The following is a 15571-nucleotide window of genomic DNA, read 5'->3' as shown; positions in this document are numbered from 1 at the left end:
TCACCCCTTCAATTGTAGATCGTCACGAGTGATAACCTTATCGATCAATCCGTAGGCCAAAGCTTCGTGAGCATCCATAAAGTTATCTCTATCGGTGTCGCGGTCGATCTTCTCGTACGGCTGTCCCGTACGTTCCACGTAAATTTGGTTCAACTTCTGCTTCGTCTTGATGATCCAATCCGCGTGAATCTTGATATCCGCAGCCTGCCCCCTGACTCCGCCCAGAGGCTGGTGAATCATAACCTCACTGTTCGGAAGCGCAAACCGTTTCCCTTTAGCCCCTGCTGTCAGCAGCAATGAGCCCATGGAAGCTGCCATGCCGACGCAGATGGTCGAAACGTCCGGTTTAATAAATTGCATTGTATCATATATACCCATACCCGCAGTGACAGAACCACCGGGAGAATTGATGTAAAGATGAATGTCTTTCTCCGGATCTTCCGCGGCCAGAAACAACAGCTGCGCTATAACAAGATTGGCGACATCATCGTCGATCGCACTCCCCAGAAAGATGATACGATCTTTAAGCAGTCTGGAATAGATATCATAGGACCGCTCACCGCGATTAGTCTGTTCTACTACCATTGGCACCAGATTCAATGTCTCCAACCTCTTTTCTGTTAAAAAAATGGCTTACAATTGTATTTTATCATGTTCAAACCGGTATGTCATTTTTGTAAAGCATATGTAGGGATTTGAATCGTATGTACAGCATGAAACCGATATGTACTTTCTTTTTGGGTAGTAAAGAAGGCACGCAATAAATACGTGCCTTCTGTTATCCTCAAGCAAGCGAGCTCTTAAGCCGTTTTGCCGTTTTCAACCAGGAATTTAACGGTCTTCTTCACTTTTAGTTCGTCGCTCATTGCTTCCAGGCTTCCGTTCGCCGCAAGAATGCTGCGAAGCTCTTCAACCGAACGCTTGTAAGTCTCAGCCATTTGGTTCAGTTCTTCGTTCACTTCTTCTTCGGAAACTGTGATGCCTTCTGCTTCAGCGATCGCTTCAAGAACAAGATTGTTACGAACGCGCTTAGCAGCATCGTCGCTCATTTGAGCGCGAAGAGCCGCTTCGTCCTGACCGGAGAACTGGTAATACAGTTCTAGAGTCATACCTTGCATTCTCAAACGGTTAGCGAAATCTTGCAGCATATGATCCACTTCTGTGTTGATCATAGCTTGAGGCACTTCTACCTCTGCGTTAGCCGCAGCTTTCTCCACTACGTCGAACTCTTTCTTCTGCTCGTTCTCTTGAGCTTTCTTCTCGGTAAGACGCTTTACGATGTCCTGCTTGTATTCTTCCAGCGTTTCGAATTCGCTGACGTCTTTAGCGAACTCATCGTCAAGAGCCGGAAGGTTTTTGCGTTTGATATCGTGAAGCTTCACTTTAAATACAGCCGCCTTGCCTGCCAGGTGCTCTGCGTGGTAAGTCTCAGGGAAAGTAACTTCAACGTCTTTCTCTTCGCCTTTCGCAAGACCGATGACCTGCTCTTCGAAGCCTGGAATGAAGCTTCCGGAACCGATTTCAAGGGAGTAGTTCTCCGCTTGGCCGCCTTCGAAACGCTCTCCGTCCACGGAACCGTCAAAATCGATTACCGCGATGTCGCCGTTCTCCACAGTGCCTTCTTCAAGGACAACCAGTTCGGCATGACGCTGTTGAAGACGGTTCAGTTCTTCGTTCACTTCTTCTTCGGATACGGAAGTTTCGCCTTCGCTTACTTCCAGCCCTTTGTACTCGCCAAGTTTTACTTCAGGCTTTACTTCTACAGTAGCTTTGAACTTCATCGGTTCACCTTTGCCGAATTGCTCGATTTCCACGTCTGGACGGTCGATCGGCTCGATGCCAGTTTCTTTCACAGCTGCAGTGTAAGCTTCAGGAAGCATGATGTCGATCGCGTCTTGGTACAGGGACTCTACTCCGAATTTCGCTTCGAAAATCGGCCGAGGCACTTTGCCTTTACGGAATCCAGGTACGTTCACTTTCGCTTGTACTTTCTTGAAAGCCTTGTCCAATGCAGTTGTTACTTGTTCCGCTTCTACTTCTACTGTAAGAACCCCTTGGTTCTTCTCTAATTTTTCCCAGGTTGCTTTCATTTTATGCTTTCCCCTCCAAAAAGTTTACAGTTCCTTATATTAAGTTCCTGATTTTGTAGTAAACTTGGCTGCACAAAAAGGCATACTATGCCTGTCCGCGCCTTTATAACCATTACATTATAAACATAAAATCAAGCTTTTACAAGGCACGTTCCGATTCTAGCGTTTTCTTATAGTGCCAGCCCCTGCACATAGGACTTCAAAGCTTTGTGAGCCTGCTCGAAACGGAACAGTAAGGAGTCGCTGACTCCGTATAATTCGAAGAGTTCCTCAGGACTCCACTCGCCTGACATTGTCTCCAGGAGCGTGGCATGCAGGGCCGCAGCCCAGAGGTCAATCGTACTGTCGCCCGGTTCTTTTAATAGATTGTTATACAGGGTGCTTCCGTACATATAGAATACAAAATCATTCCAGGTTTCTTCAGCAAAATAAGCAAGAGCAGGTGAATGCACTTCGCTTACTTCCTGAACGCGGATCAGAACTTCGCGGATATCCTGCGGAAAATCATCCGGTGACATCGGATACGATTCGATATCTATTACGCAGGTTTCGCCATTTTTGCGAATGGTTACTTCACCTTCCGCTCCCCGGGCTTTTAGCGTTTGAATCGCTTTACTCTGCAGCAAAGGATGTGCAGGTTCACTTTCAATAAAACGGATTAACTCTCGGTCGATCTCGGGATGTTCTATGTATGACAGCTGTCCTAGGGCTAGCAGCTTTTTGTCGATCTCCTGGCTGCTTCTCAACGTGTCCAAAATGCGGGAAGCATAGCCGGGATCCTGAAGAGTCCTGTTGCGGATATGTTCTTTTAGCAAATCGGTTTCGGTGAGATCTTCCTCCAGGGAGTCCTCTTTGGCCTTCGCATGCGGAAAAGCCGTTACCAGCCAGTTCAAAAGGGATCCCCATTCTTCGTAGGTCCGTTCATCTTCGCCTTGGCATTGCAGCAAAAACTCAAGCAGGTCAATAGCCTCGCCGTACTGCTCCGTCTCCAGCATGCGTGTCAATTCGATCTGGTAATAATCCAACGTTTTGGGAAAAAGAAATACATTGTCCGTAATTAGTTACACCACCTTTACTGCCGGACTTTTTCGAAATACATGTAATTGTAAACGATTATAGCATGCTTCAACCTAATGTAAAAATGTACCGTCCTCTTGAATGCGGTGAGAGTGCAGCCTTTCCATTGCTTTTGTACCGGCGATATGCTAAAATTACTGGTGTTTGTGTCCCAGTAGCTCAGTTGGATAGAGCACTCGCCTTCTAAGCGAGTTGTCGGGGGTTCGAATCCCTCCTGGGACGTGATAAAAGACCGTATGCCATGCATACGGTCTTTTTGCGTCCCTGGAGCCGGATGAGAACCCTCGACGAGGGGGGACGGTGGAGCGCAGCGGCAGGCCCGCAGGGCGGACGCAGCGGATTCGCGAGCTTCTTGACGGGCTTTTTTACCGCCAAGGACGACGCGCATCCCTCCTGGGACGTGATAAAAGACCGTATGCCATGCATACGGTCTTTTTGCGTCCCTGGAGCCGGATGAGAACCCTCGACGAGGGGGGACGGTGGAGCGCAGCGGCAGGCCCGCAGGGCGGACGCAGCGGATTCGCGAGCTTTGGCGGGCGTTTGAACTTCTCGGCAACAGTAAATGTAAGAACATGCGATTAAAAAGAAAAACAGGGCACAAACTATCGGATATCCACTGTCTTTCATCTGAAAGGAGTTAGTTCCCTTTGCTTAAACCGGAAGATCTAAAACAAGAACACCAGCCTACACCTGAGGAGAAAGCTAATATGGAGATGGGACGGCTGTTTAACGGCCGCAGCGAGAATGGAACCGCCGGACCGGACATGGATGGTTTTGCGGGCGATGCAGATGCCAATCCGCCGGTAAATCCGCAAAGCGCCTCAGGCATCAACCGCAATATGAGCTGATACAGAACACAGAAAAAGCCCTTCGGCTTACTGACCGAAGGGCTTTTGAATGTCCTCGTTATTTTATGTCCCCTAGTGCATTCTGAAGCTTTTCACGAATGTCCCCATAACTTAATACTTCCTTTTTAAACTGTTCCCTTGCCTTAGGATCAGCCGCAAAAGAACGTGACGTTCCTTGAGGGTCCGTAATGTCCACAAAGGCTTGATGCAGATTGTTTTCATACCAGTCTATATCCAAATCCGCATGACTCTCCAGCAGCAGCGGCATATCATACCCGCCTCGACCGTCGCTCACAAAGTGTGCGAGCACCTCCGGCTGGCCGGATAGGAGCGACTGCACCGCCACCTGCGCATACTGCTCTCCGCCCTGTTTCACCATACCCCGGTATTCCGCATGTTTGATTGTGTACACCCTGGGATTCCACCTTTTTCTACAAAATGTGTTTTTACTATGTTTCCCCCTGGACACGCATCTAATGCCGGGCGGACGCATACTTTTAGATTATTGACTCGCGAGAGCTTCGCATACATTTTGATTTTTGAGAGGATGAAGGTCTATGTGCGGAATTACGGGATGGATTGATTGGAAGAAAGACCTGACGAATTATCCTTCCATTCTCGAAACCATGACGGAAACGCTGGCCAATCGGGGACCCGACGCCTCCGGGACTTGGATTTCGGCCCACTGCGCTTTCGGACACCGCCGCTTAAGCGTCATCGACCCGGAAAACGGCGCCCAGCCGATGGTCCGGAAAGTAGGAGACGATACCTATACCCTTGTGTATAACGGCGAATTATATAATGCTTTGGAACTTAGAAAAGAGTTGGAAAGCCGGGGACACCGGTTCTCAACGAACTGCGATACGGAAGTGCTCCTGGTAGCTTACATTGAATGGGGACGGGACTGTCTCGACCGGTTCAATGGTATTTTTGCGTTTGCGGTATGGAATGAAAAAGACCAAACCGTATTTATGGCGAGAGACCGGGTCGGTGTAAAGCCGCTGTTTTATTCTCACGACAATGGCACTCTGCTGTTCGGTTCGGAACCTAAAGCGATACTGGCACACCCGTCCGTCCAGGCATCCGTTACGGCGGAAGGTTTGGCTGAAATCTTTATCGTAGGACCTGCACGGACGCCGGGGCATGGAGTATATGAGAACCTGGCGGAACTAAAACCCGGACATTATCTGGTATATGACCGCAGCGGGTTACGGACAGCTTCCTATTGGAAACTGCAAAGCCATGAGCATGAAGATGATTTGGACACTACGGTTGCCCGCGTCAGGGAGCTGTTGATCGACACAGTAGAGCGTCAGCTCGTGTCCGATGTGCCGGTGTGTTCCCTGTTGTCCGGCGGTCTCGATTCAAGTGCGCTTACATCCATTGCGATGTCGTATTACAAGGAAACCGGCCAAGGCATTGTCCCTACGTTTTCCGTTGATTACGTCGATAACGATAAACATTTCAAGTCTAATTTGTTTCAACCGAACGCGGACGCTCCCTGGATTCACCGGATGACCGATTACTTAGGTACTCAACATACTTACGTAGAGTTTGATACTCCTGAATTGGTGACAGCTCTGAAAGAAGGTGTCCGTGCCCGTGACTTGCCGGGGATGGCGGATGTGGATGCCTCCCTGCTTCTGTTCTGCCGCGAAATTAAAAAACACGCCACTGTAGCCGTATCAGGGGAAGCGGCTGATGAAATCTTCGGCGGTTACCCTTGGTTCCACCGCGAGGAAGCACTAAACGCGGGGACCTTCCCTTGGGCCCTCTCCACAAAAGAACGCGGTGAATTGCTTTCTCCCGACTTGCTTGACTGGGTAAAGCCGGAACAGTACATCAGCGACCGTTACCGTCAAGCGTTGGATGAAGTCCCCGTACTGTCGGGAGAAACAGGACGCAAAGCACGCATGCGTGAAATGTCTTACTTGAATATTACGAGATTCATGCCCACACTCCTTGACCGGAAAGACCGGATGAGCATGTATGCCGGCCTGGAGGTCCGTGTTCCTTACACAGACCACCGGTTAGTAGAATATGTGTTCAACATCCCTTGGGAACTAAAGACGGCCGGCGAACGCGAAAAAGGGATCCTGCGCAAAGCGCTGACGGGGATTTTGCCTGAAGATGTACTCTACCGCAAAAAAAGCCCTTATCCCAAGACGCACAACCCCAACTATCTGGCTGCAGTGAAATCGTGGGTGTTGGAAATTTTAGATGACAGTTCCTCGCCTCTGCGCCAATTTATCAATGTGCCGAAAATCAAAGCTTTAGCCAGCTCCGATGCGGACCAATTCAATCTGCCTTGGTTCGGGCAGCTGATGACCGGTCCCCAGCTTTTTGCCTACCTTGGCCAAGTAGACACTTGGATGCGGGAGTATCATGTGAGCGTAAAATAAAAATCATTAAAAAAAGCCTTGGCTGCCGCCAAGGCTTTCTCTTGTTATCCACGCGACGGGAAAATTCCATCCATACAGATGATAAAATTCATTGCCAGAAAAGGCTGCATATTATAATGCGGCTGATTGCCCCGAAATGCCGACAGCCAACGGATTCATCGCCGTTTGAGGCGACGTTGCATACGAATTGCTGCCCCCTCGCCCGCCGGTGTTGGCCCATACGGCATTTTCAGGGCTGGTTTTTCTAACGGACACAGTGTGCACGTATTTAGCAAAAAATAGACCATTTCCCGATCTAACGGTCACCAGCGCCGTTATGTTTGACCTAGTCGATCCAAAACGTGAAATTCCCCATAAATAAAGGCCGTCATGTCCGTTACATTTTCGAGAGGATGTTTTTTGATGGTTTAGCGTCGCTCATGTCCGTTACAATCGGAGTAGATCGGCTGAGGCATCTTGGGCAAAACAAAAAGGCCCTTACCATGTAAGGACCTTCCGACTGTAGGGGAATTCAACACCTGGAACTACTTCAGTTGTTCAAGCAGCGCTCGCAGCGCCTTTCCCCGGTGGGAGATGCGGTTCTTCTCGTCCACCGTGAGCTCGGCCATGGTACGGCCGAATTCGGGTACGAGGAAGTAGGGATCGTACCCGAATCCGCCGCTGCCGCGCGGCTCCGCGAGGATGGCTCCCGCCGCCTCGCCCTCGGCCGCAAAGCGGCGGCCGCCGTCCGGCTCCACCAGCACGAGCGCGCTCACAAAGCGCGCCGGGCTGAGCGGCTCTCCGGCGGCCCGCTCCCCGCCAAGCGCCAGCAGCTCCCGCTGCAGCTTGGCGTTGTTGTCCGCGTCCGTCGCGCCCTCGCCTGCATACCGGGCGGAATACACGCCCGGTGCGCCGCCCAGCGCGTCGACGCATAACCCCGAGTCGTCCGCCAGCACCGGCAGGCGGAAACGCTCGGCGATAGCGCGCGCCTTGATCTCGGCGTTCGCGGCAAAAGTGTCCCCGTCCTCCACAATGTCCGGAATGCCGGGGTAATTCAGCAGGCTCTCCACTTCGATGCCCATCGAAGCAAAAGCGTGAGCGAACTCCTGCACTTTGCCCTTATTCTTCGTAGCTACAATCAGCTTGTTACTTGCGAGCCGCATTAGCGCGTCCCTCGATTCTCTCTGCAATCGGGCCCAGTACTTCCTTCTGCCGCTCCATCATTTGAGTAATGCCCTGCTCAGCCAAAGCCAGCAGCTGGTTCAGCTCATCCCGGCTAAACGGGGATTCTTCGCCGGTTCCCTGAATTTCAACAAACTGTCCGGACCCTGTCATTACGATATTCATATCCACTTTAGCTTTGGAATCTTCTTCATAATTCAAATCCAGGCAGGGCTGCCCGTTCACCACGCCCGCGCTGACCGAAGCCAGGAAATCCGTAATCGGAAAAGCTTTCAGGTTATGCTGTTCGTAAATTTTGTTAACTGCCATCGCCATCGCTACGAATGCACCGGTAATGGAAGTTGTCCGGGTACCCCCGTCCGCCTGAATGACGTCACAGTCCAAAGTCAAAGTACGCTCACCCAGCGCCTGAAGATCCACAACCGATCGAAGCGCCCGTCCGATCAGGCGTTGAATTTCCATCGTCCGCCCGCCCAGTTTGCCGCGAACCGCTTCCCGCTGGTTGCGGACTTGCGTCGCCCGGGGCAGCATGGAGTATTCAGCGGTCACCCAGCCCCGCCCCTGCCCTTTCATGAAAGGCGGTACGCGCTCTTCCACGGAGGCGGTGCAAATCACCTTCGTCTCGCCTACTTCGATCAGGACCGAACCTTCCGCATATTTGGTAAAAGATGTTGTAATGGAAAGCGGCCGGATCCGGTCCGCTTCTCTTCCGTCTATTCTCATGAGTGGTTGCCTCCTAAAGTATGCATATGCCAAGAACCTAACCCATTTTACCAAACTGAGGAACGATTATCCAATCTGCGGACTAAGTGAAACGGCTTACGCCGTCCTTTGGCTGGGAAATCGTTTCATTCCGGAGAATTATCAGAACAGAGTATAACAAAAAAACTTATATTTTCTGAAATTTCAAAAAAACGGGAGGATCGCTCCCCCCTTACCTTTGCAGCTATTAAGATTTCACCGGGTTCACATGAGCCGGGCGAGTGACGGGTTGACTGTAGGATTTATCGTCAGTGCTGCTTACTTTCTTGTTCCCGTTGACCATAATTTGCACCTTAGCGGCGCCCGTGTTCTCAGTCAGCGACAAAATAACCGATTCCAGCGTCTCCGCAGGCACTTTTGCTTCCGGTGTTTCAATTTCACCGCTCAGGTTTACGGTAACGATTCCATCCTTCTGGGTGACATCCAGCACCTGGGCACCTGGATCAATGGAGGAAATTAAAGTTCCTGCAGCGGAAGGCCCTTCGATCAGCTGCTGCACCGCAGCTTGTGCCACATTATCCGTACGCGAAATCAGGCGGGTGACAGGAACAAAATATGCCTGATCATCATCGGTTTTACTCATAAAGTACAATGTGACCGGAGTCGAGGCTGTCAGTTCCACATCTTTGCCTTTTTCAATATTAATGCCCATCCCGCGTGTCAGCGGCTCATCCAGAGGCGTTCCGTTCTCCGGCATTTCGGCAAGTGGTTTGCCTTCCACCTGAATTTGCACCTGCTGGATGCTTGGGAAGCTTGTCAGCGTATAAGTGAGGGCTTCCAGCATTTTGCGTTCGTCTTGGACGTTATAGTTCACGAATTGTTTGGAAAAGTTGACTGTTGCCAGCTTCTGTTTCGCATCGACACTGATACCCTTAATTTCTGTGCCTTTAGGAAGGAGTGCGGTAAAGCCGCCTGGGATCAAATCTTTATATTCCCCGTCCTCCACAAGATATTGGAGCGTCAGTTTCGCAATGCCGTCCACCCGGGGCACATTCAGCGATACGGGAGCTACATACCCGTTGCTGTCTTTCAGATACAGAGTAACAGGCTGCTGAAGCTCGTCTGCTGCAACAGTCACCGCATTGCCCGAGGCAGCCGCATCCGGCGCATTTTCGCTTACACCCGGGGGCGGATCGATCTGCCCTTTCGATTCCTGGGAACCCAATAGTCCGCAGCCCGCCGTCAGCATCGGAATCGCAACGAGGCTTACGAGGGCGGCCCTCTTCATTTTGCCAGTAAAGGTCATGGTTTTTCCTCCTTAAAAAGTTGAAGTCATCGTTCCCTTGGTCAGGCTGGGATTGTACTACTATGTATACGAGCCCCGTACGGTTTTATAACTACTTTTTGTCCAATTCATCGTCCATGCCCCTCAACTTGTTTCGTAAAATTTGCCTTTGCGGGGAACACTGGAACAAGGCAGAGGCCGACCTATGAACTGGTAAAAGGGGACTTGACAATGGACTACAGCTTAAACAGCGAAAAGGTAGCGCATGCAACGGAACAATGCCTTATGGAACGGGGCGTAACGAAGGACGAAATCGCGGAGTTGGTGATGTTCCTTCAGCGGGATTATATTCCCGGTCTTACTAAGGAAAAAGCCCTGCATACAGTGGATCAGGTACTTGCCAAAAGGGAGGTACAAAATGCGCTGTTGACAGGGATTCAGCTGGATATCCTGGCAGAACAGGGAAAGCTGATGCAGCCGCTGCAGGATATGCTTCAAAATGATGAGCCCTTGTATGGCTGCGATGAGATTATGGCTTTATCCATAGTGAATGTCTATGGAAGCATCGGGTTTACCAATTACGGTTTCATCGATAAGCGGAAAGAAGGCGTCCTGAAACGGTTAAACGATAAGTCCAGCGGGCAGATTCACACCTTCCTGGACGATCTGGTCGGTGCGATAGCCGCGGCAGCCAGCAGCAAAATTGCCCATGGCCATCAAGCGGAACTGGAAGAAATGAAACCCGGCGGGGCTTTATTGCAAAATATAGCGTTGACAGGTGAAAACGAAGCGGTTAAGATGTAATACATAGTTATCCGATAGGAGTAACAGGATCTACCGGTTCACCGGAGGCGCCTTTCATGGCAGCTTCCGGTTTTTTGTCGTTCCCGGACAGATTTACATTTCACTTAACAGGAGGATAAGAACAATGACTGCACATCATCAGGTGGAATTCGGATGGTTCATTCCAACCTCAGGAGACGGTCCTTATATCGGAGTAAAGCCTGAGCGTGAACCCAGCCTCGATTACTTCATCAAAGTGGCGAAAACAGCCGAACACGCCGGCTTTGAATTTACGCTGATTCCGACAGGCCATACGTGCATTGACGCTTGGGTAGTAGGTTCCGCCATTGCTTCGCACACAATGAAGCTGAAACCGCTGGTAGCTATGCGACCAGGATTAATTAACCCGATTCTGGCTGCACGCATGGCGGCTTCCCTGGATGTACTGTCCGGCGGGCGTGCATTAATCAATGTCGTAACCGGAGGATCTCCTGACGATTTGAAGGCGCATGGCGACCCTTTGTTCAACGACCATGATGCCCGCTATGACAGGACGAATGAATTTCTGACGATCGTCAAGGACGCCTGGATGAAATCCCATGACTTCCATCTTGCCAAATACGTAGAGTCGGGCGGTTTGACCGGTACGAACTTCCACGGCGATTATTACACGATTGAAGGCGGATTGAATCTGCCGGCTCCTGTGCAGCAGCCGCACCCTCCTCTCTACTTTGGGGGCAGTTCTCCCGCCGGCAAACGTGTAGCTGCCGAGAAAGCGGATGTTTATCTCATGTGGGGAGAGACCGTTGACATGATTAAAGAGCAGATTGCGGAAACAGAGGAACAGCTGGCAGCCGTACATAACGACCTGGGCGTACTCAGGAAGCTGCGTTACGGTCTGCGCGCTCAGCTTGTTGTGCGCCCAACGGAACAAGAGGCTTGGAAAGCGGCTTGGAACATCATTTCCAAAGCGGACCCCCATGCCGCAGCGTTCTCGGCAAAGCTGCACAGCCGCAGTGATGCGACCAACCAGCAGAGGCAGACGGCTTTGTGGAAACAATCCGAAGAAAACGGCTATGTGATCGGACCGAATTTATGGTCCGGCCTAAGCCGGATCCGCGGCGGCGGTGCCGTTGCCTTCGTGGGCACACCAGAGCAGGTTTCCGACCGCCTGATCGAATTCGTGGAAGCCGGCATCAGCTCTTTTGTCTTGTCGGGTTATCCTCATGTGGAAGAAGCGGAAATTGCAGGTGAGCTGCTGCTTCCGCTAGTGAAACAGAAATTAGCCGGCAAAGGAATCTCTGCCTCGCTGGCCATCTAAAAATCACTGTGTTGAAATAGGGGAGGAAAAAACCATGAAAAGAAACTTTCGTTTATTTACTGCAGCAGCTGCCGCCGTCTTATTACTGACCGCCCTTGCCGGTTGCAGCAGTACCGAGGACAAAGCCGAAGCCGCCAACAGCGGCGGAAAAGCGGAGAACACTCCAAAGAAAACGGTAACGGTCAATATCGGATACCAAGGCGTTGGCCTGCTGAATCTCCAGCAGAAGAAAGGCTGGCTGGAAGACGCCTTCGCCAAAGCCGGGGCCAAAGTTCAATGGCAGGAATTCCCGAGCGGTCCCCCGCACTTCGAGGCTATTGCTTCGGACCGCCTGGATTTCGGTCTAGTCGGCAACGGACCGGTTATCGCAGGTCAGGCCGGCGGAGTCGGGTTTAAAGAGATTGCGGTGTTGGGCGACGGAAAACTAGGAGACACGCTGCTGGTACATAAAGACAGCGGCATTGCCAAAGTTGCTGATTTAAAAGGCAAGAAAGTGGCTGTGGCTAAAGGCAGTTCAGCCTACACTTTCGTGTATCGCGCAGCTGTTCAAGCGGGTCTGGAACCGTCTGAAATTGACTTGATTCAGCTTCAGCCTGATGAAGCTCAGGCAGCGTTCCAATCCAAAGCTGTCGACGCCTGGGCTATCTGGGAACCCTACGTGTCCCTTGCGGAAAAACAAGGCGCGGTTGTTCTCGCAAACGGCAAGCAACTCAATCTGGCTAGTCCTTCCTTTGCCGTCGTGCGCTCTAAATTCGCGGAAGAGCATCCTGAACTTGTCACTTTATTTTTAAGCGAATATAAGAAAGCATTGGATTGGCAAAAAGAGAATACAGAAGAAGTAATCACGTTATACTCTGAACTGAAGAAGGTCGAACCGGACATCATCCGGAACCTGCTGAAAAAACAGAACCCGATCCTGGAACCGGTCAGTGACATCTATCTGAAAGCACAGCAGGAAACAGCTGACCTTCTTTATGATACAGGCGGCATTAAGAAGAAGATCGACGTTAAGGAAGTTGTGGATAATACGTTTGTAAATAAGCTGCTGGAAAATTAATAAGTTGTCAGAAGTAAAAAACACTGACTCAACCGAGTCAGTGTTTTTTTATTTAGTCAGGCTGATGCCACAGCTGCATCTCTTTTGTTCCATTCAATTCTTAAGATATTTATCAGGATAATCAAGAGAACCGTCATCTGGGGGATAAACACTTCCCAACTGTTGTACATTCCCAGCGCCTCAATGTCAGGCAGACTCCCGGAAGTGTGTGCCGAAATGGTGTTGGACACTTGGAGCGCATGGATCCCCACGCCGAGAAATTTGAACGCCATGTTGTAGAGCAAAAGGCCTGCTAACCGGAAGAATGGCCGGACTGGTATCGCTGTGCTTGCTTTCAGTACAATAAAAGCGAAGACCGCAAGGACGGCTGCAGCAGAGCCGGTTCCCAGGACCAGCTTGGATGTTTCTATAGACGAAGCCATTCCCACATAGAAAATGATCGTTTCGGCTCCCTCCATGAGGCTTTGCAGCTGCGATTGCGCACGTTCTTGATCAGTAGGATCGGTATTCAAAGCGATCCTGACTCCGCTGAGCTTAACCTCAATCTTGCCGTACAGCCTTGAATCGGCTTTACGGATGGCAGCTTCCGCTTTTCCCCATTCAGTGACAAAACCGTTGTATGAAGTATTAGCGCCAGTCCAGTCTGAAGATTGAACCTTAGCCAAAGTATCTTTTATAAAGGGAAGCATTGACTCTAATTCGTTCTTTAATGAACTGGACTGATTCTGTTCCTCCCCCGAAGAGAGGTACGTATCTAGGGACTTCACCAGCGCGGAGACCGCTTTAGACGCTGCAGCCGGATCCGTCTTTGCATCCTGCACAGCCTTTTGCGCTAACGACAATGCTTCTGTTACGCCCGCGGCCTGCTTGGAATCGTCCGCAGCCATATCAATCCAGTTACTCTCTATATGGTTCAGGGTGTTCTTAACAGCGTCCCAATTCCCGTCCCCGGCATGAATGAGCGCATCGCTCGATAGGGAAACCAGCTCATTCTTTGTCTTAGGGGAAATCGGGTCTGCTGCTGCAGCCGGCTGGAGAGCGGGCAGAAGCAGCAGCGCTATAGCCCATATGACGATAAGTGTGCGTATCATAAGTTTTGGCACTCCAACCTTAAAGTAATGTATCTCCAATGTAGCCGCCTTCCTTCACGCCTGGCAGGCAGGCATAGATGCCGCTTCCTAAATGTTCAATATACTCGTTCAGCCGGTCAGACTCGGCCAGCTTCGTTTGCATCGGAATAAACTGTTGCCGCGGGTCCAGGTTATAACAAATGAAGAGGAGTCCTGCATCCAGCTGACCCGTCTTGATATCAATGCCGTTCGAGTAAGAATATCCTCTCCGATGAATCTTGACTTTCCCTCGCATACTGGCAAGCGCCATATGGGAATCCTGCGGAACAACCGGTTTCCCTTTGGCATCGCTTGCTGTAATCAGTTGCTTCAAACTCTCCGGTCCCGCCAAGCGGAGCGCCTGTATCGCGGTGTCTTCCAAAGGTCGTCTCCTGCTCGCCCAAAGAGGTGCGGTCCCACACTTCCACACGCATCCGTATGCGGCGCATAATCATATAAGTTCCTTTATCCATCCATGACGCCCCGTCGGACACTTGAGCCCCATCCTTCCAATTCTAAAAAAATGATGTGTTTTCAAATAAAGGCGGCTGCGTGACATATGTTCACGCAGCCGCCTTATATATGCTTGCTTGCGGCGCCGTCCCCCGCCGCCGCTACCCCTGCACGGCGCGCCACAGCTTCGCGCCGTTCCGCTCCAGCTCGACCGCGCGGCCGGTCGAGCGCAGGTACACCAGATGCGCCAGCGTTTCCGCCATGGCGAAGCGCATCTGGTGTACCGTCAACCCGTCGCCGAACATCGTCCGGCAGACGGCAAACCCCGAGGCCGGCGCCGCCAGGCCGGCCTCCACAAAGGCGAGCCGCTCGGCATGATGCGCGAGCAGCTCCCGCACCCGCTTGCCGAAGGCGGCGAAGGGATCCCGGTGTCCGGGATAGGCCATCGCCACGTCAAGCTCAGACAGCTCCCGCAAGCTGGACAAATAGGAGTCCAGCGGGTTCGGGTCGCTGTGCGGCATATAGCTGACGTTCGGCGAGATCTGCGGCAGCACCTGATCGCCGCAGAAGATGACCCGTGCTTCAGCATCGTATAGGCACAGGTGGCCGTAAGCATGGCCCGGCGTATGGAGCAGACGGTAAGTCCGTCCGCCCATCGATAGCAGCTCTCCTTCCCGGAGATAAGTCACTTGAGGCTGCGGAGAAACCTGTGCCGCAAATCCTTTCATATGCGGAACCATCTGGGCTGCCAGGTCGGGATCCATGCCGTGCGCTAAAAACAGCTTCACATGTTCATCTATATAGACGTCATGGCCTTCCCCCCAGAGCAGCTTCGCCTGCTGATGCCCTTCGGCAGAAAGCATTACAGGCGCATGAGTCGAACGGAGCTGCATCCACCCGGCCAATCCATAATGATCGGGATGGTAATGCGTAAGCACGATCCGCGTGATGTCGGTGAAACCGGCACCCCAGCCGGCCAGCGCCGATTCCCAGACTTCCTCCGCTTCCGGAGTATGGAGACCCGGATCGATGACCGTAATTCCTTCCGCTTCCTTAATAACATAGCTGTTTACATACCTTAGGGAAAAAGGAAGCGGGACACGAAGCCTTCGGATTTCCCCCGTAGGCCAAAATTCGATACTGTCTGCTTCATCGGCTGCTTTCCTGTTCATGTTGCTGTCTAATGTTCTGTCCCTCTTGCTATCCATATGAAAATCTCCTTCTTACGGCCTGCCCTCTTCTTGCGGCCTGCCCTCTTCTTGCGGGATAACCATCTTAAATTC

Annotated in this window: 15 protein-coding genes, 1 tRNA gene and 1 pseudogene; 7 read left to right on the top strand and 10 right to left on the bottom strand. The window is 51.5% G+C overall.

Annotation, left to right across the window (positions count from 1 at the left end; genetic code table 11):
* The 3 genes from clpP to ACFSUF_RS08900 form a co-directional block, all read right to left on the bottom strand.
* On the bottom strand, window positions 1-600 hold the full coding sequence (gene clpP / locus ACFSUF_RS08910; RefSeq protein ID WP_377602188.1) for an ATP-dependent Clp endopeptidase proteolytic subunit ClpP: 600 nt from the start codon (window positions 598-600) through the stop codon (window positions 1-3).
* Between the two features lie 200 nt (window positions 601-800).
* Window positions 801-2090 carry a trigger factor gene (gene tig / locus ACFSUF_RS08905; protein ID WP_377602186.1) on the bottom strand — a complete coding sequence of 430 codons (1290 nt, stop codon included), beginning with the start codon at window positions 2088-2090 and terminating at the stop codon, window positions 801-803.
* A gap of 170 nt (window positions 2091-2260) precedes the next feature.
* Window positions 2261-3094 (bottom strand): hypothetical protein, encoded by an 834-nt coding sequence (locus tag ACFSUF_RS08900; RefSeq protein WP_377602184.1) that lies wholly within the window; start codon window positions 3092-3094, stop codon window positions 2261-2263.
* A gap of 221 nt (window positions 3095-3315) precedes the next feature.
* On the opposite strand from ACFSUF_RS08900, the gene ACFSUF_RS08895 reads away from it, so the two are divergent.
* The 3 genes from ACFSUF_RS08895 to ACFSUF_RS08885 all read left to right on the top strand — a co-directional run bounded on the left by ACFSUF_RS08895 (window position 3316) and on the right by ACFSUF_RS08885 (window position 4015).
* Window positions 3316-3389 (top strand) — tRNA-Arg (locus tag ACFSUF_RS08895).
* Between the two features lie 78 nt (window positions 3390-3467).
* Window positions 3468-3749, top strand: coding sequence for a hypothetical protein (locus ACFSUF_RS08890; protein WP_377602182.1), 282 nt, complete (start codon window positions 3468-3470; stop codon window positions 3747-3749).
* Between the two features lie 65 nt (window positions 3750-3814).
* Window positions 3815-4015, top strand: a complete 201-nt coding sequence (locus ACFSUF_RS08885) for a hypothetical protein (RefSeq protein WP_377602180.1) — start codon at window positions 3815-3817, stop codon at window positions 4013-4015.
* A 58-nt stretch (window positions 4016-4073) separates the two neighbouring features.
* Here ACFSUF_RS08885 and ACFSUF_RS08880 read toward each other — a convergent pair whose 3' ends face one another.
* On the bottom strand, window positions 4074-4427 hold the full coding sequence (locus ACFSUF_RS08880; RefSeq protein WP_377602179.1) for a hypothetical protein: 354 nt from the start codon (window positions 4425-4427) through the stop codon (window positions 4074-4076).
* 145 nt (window positions 4428-4572) lie between these two features.
* Here ACFSUF_RS08880 and asnB point away from each other — a divergent pair, with 145 nt between their 5' ends.
* Complete coding sequence (asnB, locus tag ACFSUF_RS08875) at window positions 4573-6417, top strand: asparagine synthase (glutamine-hydrolyzing) (protein ID WP_377602177.1); 1845 nt, start codon at window positions 4573-4575, stop codon at window positions 6415-6417.
* Window positions 6418-6941: 524 nt separating this feature from the next.
* Here asnB and ACFSUF_RS08870 read toward each other — a convergent pair.
* The 3 genes from ACFSUF_RS08870 to ACFSUF_RS08860 form a co-directional block, all read right to left on the bottom strand.
* Entirely contained in the window at window positions 6942-7559 is a 618-nt protein-coding gene (locus ACFSUF_RS08870) for an XTP/dITP diphosphatase (protein ID WP_377602175.1), read from the bottom strand.
* A complete protein-coding gene (rph, locus tag ACFSUF_RS08865) occupies window positions 7543-8301 on the bottom strand; it encodes a ribonuclease PH (RefSeq protein WP_377602173.1) in 759 nt (252 codons plus the stop codon). The genes ACFSUF_RS08870 and rph overlap by 17 nt, the downstream gene beginning before the upstream one ends.
* A gap of 226 nt (window positions 8302-8527) precedes the next feature.
* Window positions 8528-9586, bottom strand: a complete 1059-nt coding sequence (locus ACFSUF_RS08860; protein WP_377602171.1) for a GerMN domain-containing protein — start codon at window positions 9584-9586, stop codon at window positions 8528-8530.
* Between the two features lie 210 nt (window positions 9587-9796).
* Between ACFSUF_RS08860 and ACFSUF_RS08855 the strand changes: the two genes are divergently transcribed.
* From ACFSUF_RS08855 to ACFSUF_RS08845, 3 genes are all read left to right on the top strand, one after another.
* Window positions 9797-10369 (top strand): phosphatidylglycerophosphatase A family protein, encoded by a 573-nt coding sequence (locus tag ACFSUF_RS08855; RefSeq protein ID WP_377602169.1) that lies wholly within the window; start codon window positions 9797-9799, stop codon window positions 10367-10369.
* Between the two features lie 124 nt (window positions 10370-10493).
* Window positions 10494-11669: an LLM class flavin-dependent oxidoreductase gene (locus ACFSUF_RS08850; RefSeq protein WP_377602167.1), complete on the top strand. Its 1176-nt coding sequence runs from the start codon at window positions 10494-10496 to the stop codon at window positions 11667-11669.
* A gap of 34 nt (window positions 11670-11703) precedes the next feature.
* Window positions 11704-12726, top strand: coding sequence for an aliphatic sulfonate ABC transporter substrate-binding protein (locus tag ACFSUF_RS08845; protein WP_377602165.1), 1023 nt, complete (start codon window positions 11704-11706; stop codon window positions 12724-12726).
* A gap of 56 nt (window positions 12727-12782) precedes the next feature.
* On the opposite strand, the gene ACFSUF_RS08840 is transcribed toward ACFSUF_RS08845, so the two are convergent.
* From ACFSUF_RS08840 to ACFSUF_RS08830, 3 genes and pseudogenes are all read right to left on the bottom strand, one after another.
* Window positions 12783-13817: a hypothetical protein gene (locus ACFSUF_RS08840; RefSeq protein WP_377602163.1), complete on the bottom strand. Its 1035-nt coding sequence runs from the start codon at window positions 13815-13817 to the stop codon at window positions 12783-12785.
* A 19-nt stretch (window positions 13818-13836) separates the two neighbouring features.
* Window positions 13837-14332: pseudogene (locus ACFSUF_RS08835) on the bottom strand (Dyp-type peroxidase); the annotation flags it as partial.
* A gap of 117 nt (window positions 14333-14449) precedes the next feature.
* Window positions 14450-15496: an MBL fold metallo-hydrolase gene (locus ACFSUF_RS08830; RefSeq protein ID WP_377602161.1), complete on the bottom strand. Its 1047-nt coding sequence runs from the start codon at window positions 15494-15496 to the stop codon at window positions 14450-14452.
* Window positions 15497-15571 lie beyond the last annotated feature (75 nt).

Origin of the sequence: Paenibacillus gansuensis, from assembly GCF_042684925.1 — a bacterium.
GTDB lineage: Bacteria > Bacillota > Bacilli > Paenibacillales > DY6 > Paenibacillus_N > Paenibacillus_N gansuensis.
This window is presented reverse-complemented; position numbering and strand designations above follow the sequence as displayed.

Coding starts and splice junctions, on each gene's coding strand:
- tig (WP_377602186.1), bottom strand. CDS start 2,090: ATGAAAGCAACCTGGGAAAAATTAGAGAAGAACCAAGGGGTTCTTACA.
- asnB (WP_377602177.1), top strand. CDS start 4,573: ATGTGCGGAATTACGGGATGGATTGATTGGAAGAAAGACCTGACGAAT.
- ACFSUF_RS08870 (WP_377602175.1), bottom strand. CDS start 7,559: ATGCGGCTCGCAAGTAACAAGCTGATTGTAGCTACGAAGAATAAGGGC.
- rph (WP_377602173.1), bottom strand. CDS start 8,301: ATGAGAATAGACGGAAGAGAAGCGGACCGGATCCGGCCGCTTTCCATT.
- ACFSUF_RS08860 (WP_377602171.1), bottom strand. CDS start 9,586: ATGACCTTTACTGGCAAAATGAAGAGGGCCGCCCTCGTAAGCCTCGTT.
- ACFSUF_RS08855 (WP_377602169.1), top strand. CDS start 9,797: ATGGACTACAGCTTAAACAGCGAAAAGGTAGCGCATGCAACGGAACAA.
- ACFSUF_RS08850 (WP_377602167.1), top strand. CDS start 10,494: ATGACTGCACATCATCAGGTGGAATTCGGATGGTTCATTCCAACCTCA.
- ACFSUF_RS08845 (WP_377602165.1), top strand. CDS start 11,704: ATGAAAAGAAACTTTCGTTTATTTACTGCAGCAGCTGCCGCCGTCTTA.
- ACFSUF_RS08840 (WP_377602163.1), bottom strand. CDS start 13,817: ATGATACGCACACTTATCGTCATATGGGCTATAGCGCTGCTGCTTCTG.
- ACFSUF_RS08830 (WP_377602161.1), bottom strand. CDS start 15,496: ATGGATAGCAAGAGGGACAGAACATTAGACAGCAACATGAACAGGAAA.